Below are 16,809 nucleotides of genomic sequence, written 5' to 3' on the forward strand. Positions count from 1 at the left end.
ATAATGAGGAGGTGGCGTTCATATGAAAATTACGTATTATGGTCATTCCTGTGTGGTGGTGGAGGAAGGCGGCCGGAGCGTGATCATCGATCCGTTTCTCTCGGGCAATCCGGCATCGGGTATTGCGCCTGCGGATATCCGTGTGGATGCGGTGCTGCTCACCCATGGGCACTCCGACCACTTTGGCGATGCGCTGGAGATTGCCAAAGCGAATGATTGTCCGATTGTCGCCGTGTTCGAGCTGGCGGAGTTCTGCCGCAAGAAGGGCGCGAAAACCTTTGCCATGAACATCGGGGGGCAGCAGCAGTTTGACGGATTCAAGGTCAAATATACGCTGGCTTTCCACAGCTCTGCGGTTCAGGACGGCGACGCGCTGATCTATGCCGGAGAACCGGCGGGCATCCTGCTGACCATGGGCGGCAAAACGTTCTTCCATGCGGGAGATACGGCGCTGTTCGGCGACATGCGGCTTATCGGTGAAATGAATCAGATCGATGCTGCCGCGCTGCCGATTGGCGACGTGCTGACGATGGGACCGGACGATGCGCTGCTGGCGGCCAAATGGCTGCGGGCGGACCGCGTCATTCCGGTGCATTACAACACTTTCCCTGCCATTAACCAGAACAGTACGCTCTTCTGCGACCGTCTTCATCAGGAAGGCATTGAAGGACACGCGCTCAAGCCGGGAGAGAGCATTGAGATCTGACCGCTGATGAAGCGGTGGCTTTGACAAATGGCACCCCCCGCCGTATCCGGGCATACAGTATCGTAACATTAGCCTATCGGAAAGGCGGGGGTTGATTGTTTTACCGAACTAGTGAACATAACGGGTATTTGCCGGCCGGTGAGCTGCAGAAAGCCATACAGGGCGAGTACGAAGCGATCCGTAAGGGACGAAGGCTTCAGGAGCTGGCTCCCCCGGACCACCGGATCTATTTCAGCCGCGTGGTCGAAGAGGAGCGGCAGGGCCGTCTCGCCGAGCTGACCCGTATCTATTATGAGCATACCGGCTGCTACCCGGTCTTCAGCAAGGTTGAAACGCCGAGGGCGTATGTAACCGGACTGAAAACGACCGTCGATGACGCACTCGAAGCCGCGTGGAATTATTCGGACCTGATGCTGACGGCGACGGACCCGAAGGTCCAGAAGCTGATGCTGCGCGCGATGAACAGCGAAATGCGCTGGGTCAGCCGGCTGCAGTTTTTGTACAGCAATTATTTCCACGAAAACGGCGACATGAAGCACAAGGGCACCATTGGCATCGCCGACAAACAGCTTCCCTCTTAAGTTGGGGGAGGCTGTTTTTCTGTATATTGGAAAAAACCTGGTTGAAATGAATAATCATACGCTTTTCAGGTTAATTACAACATGCCGCTTTAATGCTTCACTGCAAAACATTTCTTATCACATTCATAAAAAGTTTAAATTGCGCAGAGGTTTAGTGGGTGTTAAAATAATATAACCAATTCATTTTGAATAATTATCGACGTTTTATAACAAAAAGAAAACCATTCCCCCATGCAACGAGGATTTCCGCCGTTGTCGCATACCCCATTCCCCTAGTGAGCATGAAGTATTATTCTTGTAGCCAATGTCGTCTTCGTACTGGTTTATTTTGATGTATCTGGATTTACTTGCATTTATTTATTCTGAAGATAGAAAGGTTGCTTTCCATGAGACATACGGTACTTCCCCCTAAGCAGGGACTTTATGATCCGCAGTTTGAAAAAGACGCCTGCGGCATGGGCTTCGTCGCTCATATCAAAGGCCGGGCCTCCCATGAGATCGTAGGCCAGGCTCTGACGATGCTCGAGAATATGGAGCACCGCGGCGGACAGGGCAGCGAGCCCAATTCCGGTGACGGTGCCGGGATCATGCTGCAAATTCCTCACCGCTTCTTTGCGGAAGAAGCGGCCCGGATCGGCTTTGAGCTGCCTGAACCGGGGCAATACGGCGTAGGCATGCTGTTCCTTTCCCACGACGAAGCCGTTCGGGAGGCTCATGAGAGCCGGCTCGTCGAAATCATCCGGGAAGAAGGGCAGCAGTTCCTGGGCTTCCGCGACGTTCCGACCTATGACGAGATGCTGGGCAAATCCGCGAAGGAAGCCAAGCCGTACGTACGGCAGATTTTCATCGGACGCAGCATCGATGTGAAGGACGAAATGGACTTCGAGCGCAAGCTGTACATTATCCGCAGACGCGCCGAGCTGGCCATCCGTTATGGCGACGCTCCGCAGGCGGACTCCTTCTATATTTCCAGCCTTTCGTGCCGGAAAATTGTATACAAAGGGATGCTGACCACCAATCAGGTGGGGCAGTTCTATCTGGACCTGAGAAACGAGCTGGTGGAGACGGCGATCGCCCTCGTTCACTCGCGTTTCAGCACGAACACCTTCCCGAGCTGGGAACGGGCGCACCCGTACCGCTTCATGATTCACAACGGGGAGATCAACACGCTCCGCGGCAACGTGAACTGGATGCATGCGCGCCAGTCGCTGTTTAAGAGCGATATTTTTGGCGATGACCTGGAGAAGGTCAAGCCGGTCATCAATCCGGACGGTTCGGATACCGCCATGTTCGATAATACGTTTGAGTTCCTGTACCTGAGTGGACGTTCCCTGCCACACGTCGCCATGATGATGGTGCCGGAGCCTTGGAACAACCATGAAAGCATGGACGAAACGAAAAAAGCGTTCTACGAATACCACAGCACGCTGATGGAACCGTGGGACGGACCAGCGGCTATGGCGTTCACCGACGGCGTGCAGATTGGCGCCATCCTTGACCGGAACGGACTCCGTCCGTCCCGTTATTACGTGACGAAGGACGACCTGATTATTCTTTCTTCGGAAGCTGGCGTGCTCGACATTCCAGCTGAGGATGTCCTGTACAAGGACCGTCTCCGTCCGGGCAGAATGCTGCTCGTAGATACGAAGGAAGGACGGATCATCTCCGACGAGGAAGTGAAAGCCCAGATCGCTGCCGAGCAGCCGTACCGCGAGTGGCTCGACGAGCATCTGGTCAATCTGGATGAGCTTCCGGACGCGCCGGAGCTGCCGAATCCGAAGCATGACAACGTGCAGCAGCTGCAGCTCTCCTTCGGCTATACGTTCGAAGATCTGCGCAAAGTGCTGGAGCCGATGGCTTCGACCGGCCAGGAAGCGGTAGCCTCGATGGGCTACGACGCGCCGCTGGCGGTGCTGTCCGACAAGCCGCAGCGCCTGTACAACTACTTTAAACAAATGTTCGCGCAGGTGACCAACCCGCCGATCGACGCGATCCGCGAAGAGATTATCACCGCGACCGGAACGACGATCGGACCGGAGCGCAACCTGCTGCATCCGGAGCCTGAGAGCTGCCGCCAGATCCGTCTGGACACGCCGGTTCTCTCGAATGAGGACTTCGCGAAGATCCGCCACGTGCACCGTCCCGGCTTCAAGTCGATGACGATTCCGATCTTCTTCCCGGCTGAGGAGGGGGCGGAAGGCCTGCGTAAGGCGCTTGACGGATTGTGCGAAGCGGCCGACCGCGTAATCAAGAAAGGCCACAACATCCTGATCCTGTCCGACCGCGGCGTGGACAAAGAAAATGCGGCGATTCCGGCGCTTCTTGCCGTATCCTGCCTGCATCATCATTTGATCCGCCAAGGAACGCGGACGAAAGTCAGCATTCTGCTCGAATCCGGCGAACCTCGTGAAGTGCATCATTACGCGCTGCTGCTCGGTTACGGCGTGAGTGCCGTCAACCCTTACCTGGCGTTCGAAACGCTGGATGACATGATCCAGCAGGGGCTGCTGCGCGGCGTGACGCACGAGAAAGCCGTTAAAAACTATATCAAAGCCGCGACGAAGAGCGTGGTGAAAATTTTGTCCAAAATGGGCATCTCGACAATCCAATCCTACCGCGGCGCGCAAATCTTTGAAGCCGTCGGCCTGAAAGAGGATTTTGTCGAGAAGTACTTTACCCGTACGCCGTCCCGCATCGGCGGCATCGGCCTGGAAGAAGTGGCGGCCGAAGCGCTGGCCCACCACAACCGCGCCTTTACCGACAAGGACGGAAGCGACAAGGTGCTCGATTCCGGCGGTGACTATCAATGGCGCAAGGACGGGGAGGAGCATCTGTTCAACCCGCAGACGATCCACCTGCTTCAGCAGGCCGTACGTACCGGCGATTATCAGGTGTACAAAAAGTACGCGAAGCTGGTTCAGGGTGAAAACGAGAAGCATCTGACGATCCGCTCGCTGCTGAAGCTGAAACCGGCAGGAGCTCCGGTTCCGATTGAGGAAGTCGAGCCGATCGAGTCCATTATGAGACGCTTCAAGACCGGTGCCATGTCCTTCGGCTCCATCAGTAAGGAAGCGCATGAAAGCCTCGCAATTGCAATGAACCGCATCGGCGGCAAGAGCAACACCGGTGAGGGCGGCGAAGATCCGGCGCGCTATATTCCGGATGCAAACGGCGATTCCCGCCGCAGCGCCATCAAGCAGGTGGCGTCCGGCCGGTTCGGCGTGACGTCGAACTACCTGGTGAACGCGGACGAAATTCAAATCAAGATGGCGCAGGGAGCGAAGCCGGGTGAAGGCGGACAGCTTCCGGGCCGTAAAGTATATCCTTGGGTTGCCGAAGTGCGCGGTTCTACGCCGGGCGTGGGCTTGATTTCTCCGCCGCCGCATCATGACATTTACTCGATCGAGGATTTGGCGGAGCTGATTTATGATCTGAAGAACTCCAATCCGCGCGCGAACATCAACGTGAAGCTCGTGTCCGAGGTTGGCGTCGGAACGATCGCGGCCGGGGTGGCCAAAGGCCGTGCCGACATTATCCTCGTCAGCGGATATGACGGTGGTACCGGCGCATCGCCGCAGGGCTCCATCCGCCATGCGGGTCTTCCTTGGGAGCTTGGGGTTGCGGAAACGCACCAGACGCTCATCCTGAATAACCTGCGCGACCGCGTCGTCCTGGAAACGGACGGCAAAATGCTGAACGGACGCGATCTGGCCGTCGCAGCGCTGCTGGGTGCCGAAGAGTATGGCTTCTCTACGGCTCCGCTCGTGGCACTTGGCTGTATCATGATGCGCGTCTGCCAGATGGACACCTGTCCGGTGGGGGTAGCTACCCAGAATCCGGAACTGCGCAAGAACTTCATGGGCGATCCGGCGCATGTCGTTAACTTCATGAGATTCGTGGCTGAAGATATGCGTGAAATTATGGCGGAGCTCGGCTTCCGTACGATCCAAGAGATGATCGGACGCACGGACTGCCTGGATGCCGAAGAGGCGAACGGACATTGGAAGAAGCAAGGCATCGATCTGTCCGTTCTGCTGCACACACCGGAGCTTCCGGAAGGAAGCACGCGCTATCGCACGAAGACCCAGAACCACGGTCTCGAAGAGACGCTGGATATGCGCGAGCTGTTGAAGCTGGCAGCACCGGCGCTGGAAGACGGAACGCCGGTTACCGGCGAGCTTTCGATCACGAACGTAGACCGCGCCGTCGGCACGATTCTCGGCAGCGAAGTCACGCGGAAGTACGGGGCAGCCGGCCTGCCGGAAGATACGATTTCGCTGACCTTTACAGGAACGGCCGGCCAGAGCTTGGGCGCCTTCGTTCCGAAGGGCATCACACTGACCGTGGTTGGCGACGCGAATGACTACACCGGCAAAGGGTTGTCCGGCGGGAAGCTGATCGTGAAGCCGTCGCCGAAATCGACGTTCAAGGCCGAAGAGAACATCATTATCGGCAACACGGCTTTCTATGGCGCGACAAGCGGCGAGGCGTACATCCGCGGCATCGCCGGCGAACGCTTTGCGGTCCGCAACTCCGGCGTGAATGTCGTCGTTGAAGGCGTTGGCGATCACGGATGCGAATATATGACAGGCGGCCGCGTCGTCATCCTTGGGGAGACGGGACGTAACTTTGGCGCTGGCATGTCGGGCGGCATCGCCTACGTCTATGATCCGCAGGGTACGTTTATCGACCGCTGCAACCTGGAGATGATTCTTCTGGAGCGCGTTGAAGATGCAGAGGAAGCCCAGGAACTGAAGAGCATGATCGAGAAACATGTCAACTACACGGAGAGTGCTGTCGGCGAGCGTGTGCTGGAAGACTGGGAGAACAGCCTCGGCCAGTTTGTCCGCGTCATTCCGAAGGATTACAAACGGATGACACAGCAAATCCGCAAGGTTCAGGAGAATGGACTGAGCGGCGAAGCTGCCCTGCTGGCCGCCTTCGAAGCCAACATGCGCGAGCTCGCGAGAGCGGGAAACAACTAATTCTTCCAAACCGGATGTTATAAAGAAAGAATTCCTATCAACAAGGTTGAAATTTTCATATTTGCGCAATAATTGCTGGAAAGGGCATACGAAATGTTTTCAATTGGAGACATAAATCGTATGCCCATTTTTTTCGACAAAAATAGAACCTACTTCAAAAAGCAATTGTCCCATTAGACGACAACATCCAGAAGAGGCTTGGGATATAATAAAAAAGACCTAGTCACTTGGCTGATTCTTGACATTCATACTGGGAACAGACGTTGTATTTGTCAACAAAAGAGTAGCCGTGGAAATCATTTTGGATAATATGTTGAGTGGAGCGAGGGTATCTTCGATGAGAGATGAGAGAAAGTTCGGTGCCGAGGCCCGGTCCAACCAAGAACTTCCGGAGCAAACCCAATTAGACATCATGAAAGTGTTGGAGCAATGCGGGATTCATCCTGACAACTGGAAGCGCTTTGTTCAAAAGATGGAGAAGGGGACGGATTAGCGGAAATTTCGCAGATCGTGTCCGGGGGGTTCACATAAAACGACAAGGAGGGACAGAAAACGTTTTATCATTCCGATTTTAGACAGGGAGGCCACCCTGCAGCAGTTGGCTTCCATATACTCCAAAAGGGGACCCCGTCGAATTACGGTAACCGAACCTATAAAAACCTCAGCCCTCCTAAGTTCAAGGAAAGCTGAGGTTTTTCATTACTTCATGGACCGTTCCATCCGCACAAAAGCGATAAAACGTTTGGCTTCTTCCTCAGACAAGCGGCGGCCGTCAATCGTCAAATTGAACTTTTCCAGCAAGTCCTCGTCCGAAAGCTCCAGTTGATCGACAAAATCCCGGACCTCCGGATCCATGACAATCTTCGGCTGGTTCGTACGGCCGATCAGATAATCGATGGAAACGTCAAATTTGTCAGCCAGTTTGGTCAGAATCTCAAAATCAGGTTTACGGCGGTTCTTTTCATAGTGGGATAGTGCGGCTCGCGTAATGCCTATGGATTGGGCCAATTCCTCCTGGGTCCAGCCGCGTTGGTCCCGCAATTCTGCGATGCGATTACCATGATTCATGAATTAACCTCCTCCGAATACCTGAAAAAATACATAAAATTAGAAACAAATTGTCGCAAAAATAGATTCATATAGGAAATAAGTATTGACTAGTTACAAAATGTATCGTAAAGTGAAAATTGGAAATGATACCATTTGTATCAATTGTTGAGACGGATCGTATCCATTAGCCAGTATAAGGCGTTATCCCGATTTTCATACCATGAGGCAGGAATAATCCGATGAATATGTTAACAGCACATGGCATACATCTTCAAACGTATCTGTATATCCATCAGGTCGGGAACCAGACGGTTTTTCTGCATCGGACCCGTCCTGTCATCTTATGGGAATACGAGCCAAGCCGAATGGTAATCATCAGCGACTTGGATCTCCCCGTCGTGCCCGAGCTCAGGCTGGGGTTCATTATCCACGTTCCAAATGCCCCTGCCCGTCAGGTGTACGGCACCGTGGCTTGGAAAGAAAGCAGCATCTCCTTTAAGGCCCACCAATACGGCATTCGTATTGAATCCCCGCAGCAGGAGCCGGAGCGCATGACAAAACACCACAACCGCCCGCAACGAGGCGGCCGAGCGGCCTCCACACCGTATGAAAGTCCCTGTGACCACGATTCTTTCCCCGGCCCAGGACACCATTTTGATATCAAAGCATAAAAATCTTACGTTTTTTCGTAATGGGATACAGACATTTTACACTATTTATCAAAGGGCTGCATAGTGCTTTGCTTTAAAAAGGCTGAAGTATAAGCCTGTCATGAGATCGTCCGGTTGGACTTATATTGAGAGCGGGGGATGGATCAGTCATGGGACGTACGTTGACCTTGGATTTCCTGATGCAGATGCTTCAAAGGGACGAGGATGTTCAATTATGAGCAGCATGAATCCGCTGAACAAAACGGTGGACGTCGGCAAGCCCCTTCCGATCACTCCCCGGAAAGACAGGATGTTGTACCTTTGGGCCAAGCGAACCCTGGATATTAGCTTATCGCTGATAGGGCTGATTTTTTTATGTCCGGTATTCCTAGCTGTTGCCTTGCTTATCAAGCTGGAGGATCCAAAAGGCTCGGTGTTTTTCTCCCAGGTCCGCGTCGGACGTGGAGGGGCACCATTTAAGATGTACAAATTCCGGTCGATGGTCAGCGGAGCCGAGCTGATGCTCGGCAATTTGATCCAGCAAAGCGATGTGACCGGAGCGATGTTCAAAATGAAAAACGATCCGCGGGTCACCCGGGTCGGCCGGTTCATCCGTAAAACGAGCATGGATGAGCTGCCCCAGCTTGTGAATGTGCTGAAAGGGAATATGAGCCTGGTCGGGCCAAGACCGCCTTTGCCGCGGGAGGTAGGCGACTATACTTCCTACGATATGCAGAGGCTGCTCGTTGTCCCGGGGTGTACAGGTTTGTGGCAGGTCAGCGGAAGGAACCATGTGGGATTTCAGGAAATGGTCGAGCTGGACCTCAAATACATAAACGAACAGTCGATATGGATGGATATGATCATTATTTGTAAAACGGTCAAGGTGCTGTTCGGCGCGGATAATGCGTACTAATCGCTGCGTGTCCAAGTGCGCAGGACGCAGCTGTGTCCATTAGGAAGGTGGCAGAGGCATCATGAAAAAATGGGTCGTTTCGACCATCGCCGTCGTATCGGTGCTGGTGGTCGGTGTCGCGGGATACGGATTGTATATTTACAATTCGGTCAAAGCGACGGCTAACGAAATATATGAAAAGCGGGAACCGTCCGTTGTACCGGTAACCGTCAGCTCGGATGGCAAGACAGGCGGCCAGGCGGATACATCCAAGAGTGCCGAAAACCCGCCGGCGGTTCATCTGAATGAAAGGGAGCCGTTTACCGTTCTGGTCATGGGTGTGGATCAGCGAGAGGACGACCCGGGCCGCTCGGACTCGATGATCCTGCTGACGGTAAATCCGGCCAAGCAGAGTATCCTGATGTTCAACATCCCGCGTGACACGAGAACCGAAATCGTCGGCCACGGGACGACGGACAAGATCAACCATGCTTACGCCTTTGGCGGCGTAAACATGTCGGTCGCGACGGTAGAGCACTTCCTCGGTTATCCGGTCAACTATTACATCAAGGTCAATATGGAGGGCTTCGCCAAAATCATTGATTTGCTCGGCGGGGTGGAAGTGAATAATCCGTTTGCCTTCCAATATGAAGGTTACGATTTCAAACAGGGCGACTTGAAGCTGGACGGCTCCGAGGCGCTGGCCTTCTCAAGGATGCGGTACGACGATCCGCGTGGAGATTTGGGGCGTAATGCACGGCAGCGGGAAATATTGGAGCAGGTGATCAATAATGCGCTCAAAATATCGAATGTCGTAAAAATCGAATCGCTACTGAACCAGGTAGGCGACAGTGTCAGGACGGACATCACTTTCGACAATATGAAGACCTTCGTGACCGATTACCGGTCCGACCTGAAGACCATCGAGCAGGTGGAGATCAAAGGCCAGGGCAAGAAGATCAACGGAATTTGGTATTACATGGTCAGCGATGAGGAGCGGCAGCGCATCCATAATGTCATTAAAGAGCATTTACAATAAGAGGCAGGCGTGGCTTGATGTCACGCTTGCTTTTTCATTTCCGGCGTCCTTTGCAGCATCTCTGAACCCGGATTGATTCATAAGCCCCACGTTGTGGGGTTATTTTTCGACGAAAACCGTCAGTTTCCTTGACAAAGGATGCAGATTCATGTAGATTTCTTGGTGTGCATGTTACAGAATGTATCTATAATAAGTCGTTGGTCATAATTTTAAGCGCAAAGACACACTTCATGGAAGGGAAGTCGATTCTCTTGAACAGTCAGCTATCCGTATTCTGCTTGCGATGTGAGCAGGTCATCCCTATGTCGGACACGGCACTTGTGTTCCGGACGGGATTTTACCGCACAGTGATTCCCCTGGGCTGCTGTACCCTATGCTATTCGCAGACACAATCAGAGGCAGATTTCCCATATGATGGGCATCTGCAAGGCGAATATGCTACAATGGGGCCAGACTTGGGCAGAAGGGGTGATAGAAATGCAGCAGGAACCGGTGGTTCGGCTGGAAGGTGTCACGAAGAAAGTCTCATCCAAAACATTGGTTGAGGATGTTACGCTGGACATCCCTCCCGGGCAGGTCTTTGGTTTTCTCGGTCCGAACGGGGCCGGAAAAACGACGACTATCCGTATGATGGTCGGGCTGACCAAGATCACCAAGGGAGATATTAAAATTTGCGGTTACAGCATCAAGGATCATTTTGAGCAGGCCATCGTCCACGTGGGGGCGATCGTGGAAAACCCGGAAATGTATAAGTTTTTGACGGGGTATGAAAACCTCCGGCACTTTGCCCGGATGATGTCAGGGATTACCGAGGAGCGCATTCGGGAAGTGGTTCAGCTCGTAGGGCTGAGCAACCGGATTCAGGACCCGGTGCGGACGTATTCACTGGGCATGCGGCAGCGCCTGGGCGTAGCTCAGGCGATTTTGCACCGTCCGAAGCTGCTGATCCTGGACGAGCCCACCAACGGGCTGGACCCGCAGGGAATCCGCGAACTGAGGGACTACCTGCGCCGGCTGTGCAGGGAAGAGGGGACGACGGTATTCGTCTCCAGCCATCTGCTGTCCGAGATGGAGCTGATGTGCGACGCCGTGGCGATCATCCAGAACGGACGGTTGATTGACGTACGCACACTGGCCGGTGTTGAGGGAGCGCAGGAGACGACCGTGGAAACGGCATTTGCGCTGGACCGTCCGGAGCAGGCGCAGGAGCTGCTTGGGGGCGGTACGGTACGCGATGGACTGCTGATCGTCCGGCTCGACCGAAATGGCATTGCCGACACGAATGCCCGGCTCGTCCAGAGCGGATTCAAGGTGTACGGGATTCAGAAGGTAACCCGGTCGCTGGAGGACCAATTCTTGGAAATGACGGGAAGTGATCAGATTGGGTAGCTTTATCCATCTCGTGCAGAACGAGAACATGAAGATATACCGGAGAGCCCGGACGTGGGTCATGCTGTCGATCCTGGCCATCGTCAACATTCTGATGCCGCTCCTGTTTCATTTGGCGGATGGCGGGGGCAATATCAGCTTGTGGGAAAGCGTGCTTCAGACCGGGGCGTTTACGTTTTTTCTGTGCACCATATTTTCGGTTGTGGTCGCGTCGGACTCCGTTGCAGGTGAATTCTCCTGGGGTACGATCAAGCTGCTGCTGATCCGCCCATGGAGCCGATCGAAGATTCTGCTCTCCAAATATATTGCCGTAGTGCTGTTCAGCCTGCTGTGCACGGTGCTGCTGATGGTCGTGTCATACGGAGTCTCCGCGATTTTCTTCTCGGGAGGAGCAGGCGGTTCTCTTATGGGCGAGCGCATTGGGCCGCGTCATTACTTTCTGATTATGCTATGCGATTATGTAGACCTGTTCATGACCGTGGCGCTGGCCTTCATGCTCTCGGCCGTGTTCCGGGCAAGCGGGCTCGCCATCGGGCTGTCCTTGTTCATCATGTTTGCGAAGGGCATCTTTAATATGCTGTTCAACCCTGAGCGCTACAGCTGGGCGAAGTTTTTGCCGTTTATGCACATGGACCTGTCGCAGTATCTGGCCTCTTCGGTGGGGCCTGGAGGCGTGACGCTTGGGTTCTCGATTCTGATCCTGGCCATCTACTACGTCTTGTTTCTGGTTATCGCCTGGACCGTGTTCGGCAAACGGGACGTCGCGGCCTGACCTGTCACGATATTAAAAGCCAAAAAACGCAGTGCATGTGGACGTGATCCGTTCACTTGCGACTGCGTTTTTTGCGGAGATAAGAAAGCAGAAGCTTCGGGCCGCATCAGCCGGCTTCCGATTCCAAATACCGCGGGGTGGAGGCGGTCTCCTGCGCCATTTCCTCCGGGGCGTCCTTCAGCTCCATTTTGCTCGATCCGTGAAGGATGCCGCCCTCGGTAATGACCAGCGACGTTGCTCCCAGCACGTCCCCGAACATCTGCCCGGTCGCCGTGATGGTCAGCCGGCCGAGCGTCGTCACATCGCCGTACACTTTTCCGGCAATGATGACCTCTTTGGCATGAATGTGCGATCTGGCCACCGCATGCTCCCCGACAATGACGCTGCCTTTGCTCTCAATAACGCCGTTAAATTTGCCTTCGATGCGCAGGTTGGCCTCACAGGCCAGCGTCCCTTCGATTTCTGTCCCTTTGCCGATCAAAGTGTCCGTTGCGCTCTGGTGCCGGCTCGCTTTGGATCTGCTCATGTTTGAAATCCCTCCTTTTTAAGATTATAGAATTTATAAAATTCAGCGAAGCTGAACCATTCTATAATCGCAAGAAAAACTTCAGCTAAACGCGGTCTGTCTTCTTTGAAGGTACGTCGATAGACGTTTTTCTTACGATCAAACCCTACTACTGAATATAAGGCAGCGGGTTAACAGGCTTATCCTTCTTCACGACCTGAAAATGAAGATGGGGGCCGGTGCTTCGCCCGGTCGAGCCGAGCTCGGCGATCTGTTCGCCTTTGTCGACGGTTTGGCCGACATGGGCCTGGATTTTGCTGAGGTGCATATACCAGGTTTGCAGGCCGTTCGGATGCTCAATGACGATATACCGTCCCCGTGCACCGCCGCTGTTCTCAGCCGTCACGATCGTACCCGCTCCCGCCGCATATACGGGGCTTCCGTTATCCCCGGCAATATCGATCCCCGCATGGAAGGACGCCCTTCCGGTAAAAGGGTCCGTCCGGTAACCGAAGCTTGAGGTCGTCACCCGGGACTCGGTCGGCCACAGGTCGGGCTGCCCGGAGATCCGATCCCGCGTTTCCTCCGCTTTTTTCAAGGTCGAAGGGATTTGGTTCTCCATGGACCGCAGCAGCGTCTGCATCTCCTGAAAGTCATCTTTCGTCTCCTGGGCCAGGTCCAGCATATCGTTCTCATGCACAGCGATATATTCGCCACCGACATGCTGCGAGGCATCCCAGGACAGGGAAGACGCTTTGGCCCCGGAAGCAGGCTCGGCCATACTGGTGGTCCCGTGCTTGTCAATGAACTGCTGCAGCTGGTTCTCCAGTTCATCCACGCGGTCCATCCTCTGCTTCATATCTTTGGCTTGGCTCGACAGGTTGACGATTTCGTTCTGCAGGCGCTCGATGGACTGCTCCCGGCTGTTCACCGTCCGCTGCATCTGGACGTTCTTCAGGCTTTCGGCGGTGACCTTTTGCTCCAGTTGGGAGATCACCTGGGACGAGTGGGCCTGCAGCGCAAGAACTAGTCCGGACAGCGACAGAACGGCCACGGCGGGGACGGCCATCATCAAGGGCTTGGAGAGATGCAGCTGTTTGACGGAATGCTGGGCGTCCCGCATGACCAGGAGCGTCACCCGCCCGTTGCCTTTGGCATTTTTCATGGCGGCTCCTTTCCTCGGCTTGATTGTACTTGTCTTATCTTCTATGTATTCTCTGATCTCTTAAAACATGTCAAAAATGTGATCTTTGCCGCCGCTGCGTCTGCATAAGGCCGATCCGGGTAAATACTGAATAAAGCAGGTTGAAAGTGGTCAATCCTGAACATACAGATTGCTTTTGACCCGCAAGGAGGCTGACGTATGCTGTGGCTGCTTACCGCACTACTCGTTTTTATTTTTCAAACGGCAACGATTCTGCTTCTGGAATTCCGCAATCCTTACAAGACGGTCGCCTGGCTGTTTATATTGTTTTGCTGCCCGTTGATCGGCTTTGTGGTCTATTATTTTGTGGCCCAGGACTATAAAGCGAGGAAGAAGGTCCGTACGCAGGGTTCGCGCCTGTTTCAAGAGATCCGTCCCTTGATATGGAGTCAGGCGTCCTTGGTAAAGCGTGCCGGGGATATGCACAGCAAGGATTTTCAGCATCAGGAGCGCTTGTTCAATTTGCTGTCCCATCTGTCCGAGAGCCCGATTACCGGCTGCAACAAGAGCAGGGTGCTGACCGACGGGGAGGAAACCTTTGGCGCGATGCTCGCCGCCATGGACAAAGCAGAAGATCACTTACATATTCAATTTTATATTTTCCGGGACGACGATATCGGGAACCGGTTCAAGGACATCATGGTCCGGAAGGCGAAAGCCGGGGTCAAGGTGAGGCTGCTCTGCGACGGATTTGGAAGCTACAGGCTTGGCCGCAGGCGCGGGTTCATCCAGGAGCTGAAGGAAGCGGGCGTAGAGTTCCACTTCTTCCTGCCGCCGCTGCTGGCCATGATCGACCGCAGGATCAACTACCGCAACCACCGCAAAATTATTGTCGTCGATGGAACCAAAGGCTTTGTCGGCGGGCTGAATGTCGGCGATGACTATTTGGGGAAATATCAGAAAATGGGATATTGGCGCGACACGCACCTGGAGATCGAGGGAGATGCCGTTTATTTTTTGCAAAATGTGTTTTTGAGCGACTGGAAGCTCGCTTCAGGCGAGCGGTTGTCGGACCCTGCGCTGTTTCCCAAGCATCAATGCGAAGCCGATGAACAGGTTCAAATCGTCAGCAGCGGACCCGATCAGGATTGGAATGCCATCCAGGAGATGTGCTTTGGCGCGATTACGGTCGCGAAAAAAAGGATCTGGATCACCTCGCCCTACTTTATTCCCGATCAGGGCATCTATGAAGGACTCAAAACCGCTGCGGTCAGCGGAGTGGACGTGCGGATCATCATTCCGTTGAAAGCCGATTCCAGGCTGGTGCATCTCGCTTCGCTCTCCTATATTGAAGACCTGCTGCTGGCCGGGGTGAAGTTCTATGAATATCAGAAAGGCTTCATTCATGCCAAGGTCATGATCGTCGATGACCTGATGGCCTCGGTAGGTACCGCTAATATGGACATGCGGAGCTTTTTCTGCAATTTCGAGCTAACGGCAGCGCTGTTCGAGCAGTCCTCGATCGACCGGCTGGTGAAAGATTTCAAGGAAGATATGAGCCAGAGCCATCAAATCGTAACCGAGGAGTTTCAGGCCCGGCCGTTTCTGCATAAGCTGGCGGAAGTGCTGTGCCGGATGCTGTCCCCGCTGCTATGACCGCGCGGTCCTGAATCTGCTGCTGCCGAGCCTAGTGCCGTGGAGCCCAAAGAATGACGGATACGCCGGCCATGCACAGAGCCGCTCCGATCCAGTCGTAGACGTCGGGCGTGTTTTTGTCGATCCACCAGCCCCACAGCAGGGCAAGGACGATAAAAATGCCCCCGTATGCGGCATAAACCCGGCCGAAGGAAGGATAATTCTGCAGGGTGGGAATGATCCCGTACAGGATCAGGAGCAGGCTGCCCGCCGCGCCGAACCACCAGGGCTTCGCGTCCTTGATCCACAGCCATACCAGGTAACCGCCGCCGATCTCGGCCAGCCCGGCCGCTATAAATAATAATAAGGATTTCATGACAGAAAAACTCCCATCCTGATAATATACAGCTAAAAACTATGATATAATAAAGTAAGGGAATAATCACGGAAGTCCAGATTTCTTAGGCTGTACACGATGCTACCCGGGCGTTTCATGTCCCTTTATGCTACAACAATCTATAGAATCGGGGGGATTCGATGGCTGTACCTTCAAACCCGCAATCCACGGATAGGCCAAACCTGCCGCAGGATTTGCAGCCGCTCAAGGCGCCGACCTCGAAAGCCAGAGTGTTCATGCGCATCCTGGTCATGCTGATCGGAGCCGGATTGGTCTCTGTTGCACTGGAAGTATTCCTCGTAAACAATAACATCATTGACGGCGGGATTACCGGCATTTCCATTATGCTGTCCCACCTTTTTCATCTGCCGCTCGGCATTTTTCTTACGGTTCTCAATATTCCTTTCTTGTTTCTGGGTTACAAGCAAATCGGCAAGACGTTTGCCTTCTCCACGCTGGCAGCCGTCCTGGTGATGTCGATTGGCACCGCGCTGCTGGAACCCGTTAAACCCATTACGTTCGATCCGCTGCTGGCAGCCATCTTCGGTGGCGTGATTCTCGGTGCGGGCGTCGGCCTGGTCATCCGGGCAGGGGGTTCCACGGACGGCAGCGAAATCGTCGCGATTCTCATCAACAAAAAGACGCCGTTCTCCGTCGGGGAGATCATCATGTTCATCAACTTCTTTATCCTGACGAGTGCGGGCTTCGTATTCGGTTGGAATAACGCGATGTATTCGCTGATCGCCTACTTTATCGCCTTTAAAGTGATTGATATCACCAACGAAGGGATCGACCAGTCCAAATCGGTATGGATCATCAGTGAGAAATACAAGGACATCGGCGATGCCCTCACCCAGCGCCTGGGACGCGGCGTCACGTATTTGGAAGGGGAAGGAGCCTACTCCGGAGACAGCAAGAAAGTGATCTTCGTGGTCATCACCCGTTTGGAAGAGGCCAAGCTGAAGGCCATCGTCGGTGATTGGGATCCGGATGCCTTCCTTGCGGTTGGTAATATCCATGACGTTAAGGGCGGCCGGTTCAAGAAAAAAGATATCCATTAG

General features: G+C 54.1%; 15 protein-coding genes. 11 read left to right on the forward strand and 4 right to left on the reverse strand.

The annotated features are described in order from the left end of the window. The first annotated feature begins 22 nt into the window (after nucleotides 1-22). The 4 genes from KI379_RS00505 (at nucleotide 23) to KI379_RS00520 (ending at nucleotide 6,765) form a co-directional block, all read left to right on the forward strand. Complete coding sequence (locus KI379_RS00505) at nucleotides 23-706, forward strand: metal-dependent hydrolase (protein WP_076175040.1); 684 nt, start codon at nucleotides 23-25, stop codon at nucleotides 704-706. Nucleotides 707-801: 95 nt separating this feature from the next. Then, on the forward strand, nucleotides 802-1,287 hold the full coding sequence (locus KI379_RS00510; protein WP_076175038.1) for a ferritin-like domain-containing protein: 486 nt from the start codon (nucleotides 802-804) through the stop codon (nucleotides 1,285-1,287). Between the two features lie 386 nt (nucleotides 1,288-1,673). Continuing rightward, entirely contained in the window at nucleotides 1,674-6,272 is a 4,599-nt protein-coding gene (gene gltB, locus KI379_RS00515; RefSeq protein WP_212982385.1) for a glutamate synthase large subunit, read from the forward strand. A gap of 337 nt (nucleotides 6,273-6,609) precedes the next feature. Then, nucleotides 6,610-6,765: a hypothetical protein gene (locus KI379_RS00520; protein ID WP_163882458.1), complete on the forward strand. Its 156-nt coding sequence runs from the start codon at nucleotides 6,610-6,612 to the stop codon at nucleotides 6,763-6,765. Nucleotides 6,766-6,971: 206 nt separating this feature from the next. Here KI379_RS00520 and KI379_RS00525 read toward each other — a convergent pair whose 3' ends face one another. Then, entirely contained in the window at nucleotides 6,972-7,340 is a 369-nt protein-coding gene (locus tag KI379_RS00525) for a helix-turn-helix domain-containing protein (RefSeq protein WP_076175034.1), read from the reverse strand. A gap of 221 nt (nucleotides 7,341-7,561) precedes the next feature. Here KI379_RS00525 and KI379_RS00530 point away from each other — a divergent pair, with 221 nt between their 5' ends. From KI379_RS00530 to KI379_RS00550, 5 genes are all read left to right on the forward strand, one after another. Further along, nucleotides 7,562-7,993 carry a hypothetical protein gene (locus tag KI379_RS00530; RefSeq protein ID WP_212982387.1) on the forward strand — a complete coding sequence of 144 codons (432 nt, stop codon included), beginning with the start codon at nucleotides 7,562-7,564 and terminating at the stop codon, nucleotides 7,991-7,993. A 223-nt stretch (nucleotides 7,994-8,216) separates the two neighbouring features. Next, the gene (locus KI379_RS00535) at nucleotides 8,217-8,888 is read left to right on the forward strand and encodes a sugar transferase (protein ID WP_212984571.1); all 672 of its coding nucleotides are present in this window, start codon (nucleotides 8,217-8,219) and stop codon (nucleotides 8,886-8,888) included. Between the two features lie 61 nt (nucleotides 8,889-8,949). Continuing rightward, the gene (locus KI379_RS00540) at nucleotides 8,950-9,906 is read left to right on the forward strand and encodes an LCP family glycopolymer transferase (RefSeq protein WP_076175029.1); all 957 of its coding nucleotides are present in this window, start codon (nucleotides 8,950-8,952) and stop codon (nucleotides 9,904-9,906) included. A gap of 477 nt (nucleotides 9,907-10,383) precedes the next feature. Continuing rightward, on the forward strand, nucleotides 10,384-11,295 hold the full coding sequence (locus KI379_RS00545) for an ABC transporter ATP-binding protein (protein ID WP_076175027.1): 912 nt from the start codon (nucleotides 10,384-10,386) through the stop codon (nucleotides 11,293-11,295). Next, the gene (locus KI379_RS00550) at nucleotides 11,288-12,067 is read left to right on the forward strand and encodes an ABC transporter permease (protein WP_212984572.1); all 780 of its coding nucleotides are present in this window, start codon (nucleotides 11,288-11,290) and stop codon (nucleotides 12,065-12,067) included. The genes KI379_RS00545 and KI379_RS00550 overlap by 8 nt, the downstream gene beginning before the upstream one ends. Before the next feature lie 106 nt (nucleotides 12,068-12,173). On the opposite strand, the gene KI379_RS00555 is transcribed toward KI379_RS00550, so the two are convergent. Both KI379_RS00555 and KI379_RS00560 read right to left on the reverse strand, forming a co-directional pair. Further along, nucleotides 12,174-12,593 (reverse strand): bactofilin family protein, encoded by a 420-nt coding sequence (locus tag KI379_RS00555; protein WP_089549924.1) that lies wholly within the window; start codon nucleotides 12,591-12,593, stop codon nucleotides 12,174-12,176. Between the two features lie 148 nt (nucleotides 12,594-12,741). After that, a complete protein-coding gene (locus KI379_RS00560; protein ID WP_212982389.1) occupies nucleotides 12,742-13,737 on the reverse strand; it encodes a M23 family metallopeptidase in 996 nt (331 codons plus the stop codon). Between the two features lie 198 nt (nucleotides 13,738-13,935). On the opposite strand from KI379_RS00560, the gene cls reads away from it, so the two are divergent. Then, nucleotides 13,936-15,372 (forward strand): cardiolipin synthase, encoded by a 1,437-nt coding sequence (cls, locus tag KI379_RS00565; protein WP_212982391.1) that lies wholly within the window; start codon nucleotides 13,936-13,938, stop codon nucleotides 15,370-15,372. Between the two features lie 31 nt (nucleotides 15,373-15,403). Here cls and KI379_RS00570 read toward each other — a convergent pair whose 3' ends face one another. Beyond that, nucleotides 15,404-15,727, reverse strand: coding sequence for a YnfA family protein (locus KI379_RS00570; RefSeq protein WP_076175017.1), 324 nt, complete (start codon nucleotides 15,725-15,727; stop codon nucleotides 15,404-15,406). A gap of 257 nt (nucleotides 15,728-15,984) precedes the next feature. Here KI379_RS00570 and KI379_RS00575 point away from each other — a divergent pair, with 257 nt between their 5' ends. Next, nucleotides 15,985-16,809 (forward strand): YitT family protein, encoded by an 825-nt coding sequence (locus KI379_RS00575; protein ID WP_240913448.1) that lies wholly within the window; start codon nucleotides 15,985-15,987, stop codon nucleotides 16,807-16,809.

Origin of the sequence: Paenibacillus cineris, assembly GCF_018333335.1 — a bacterium.
Classification (GTDB): Bacteria; Bacillota; Bacilli; order Paenibacillales; family Paenibacillaceae; genus Paenibacillus_AQ; species Paenibacillus_AQ favisporus.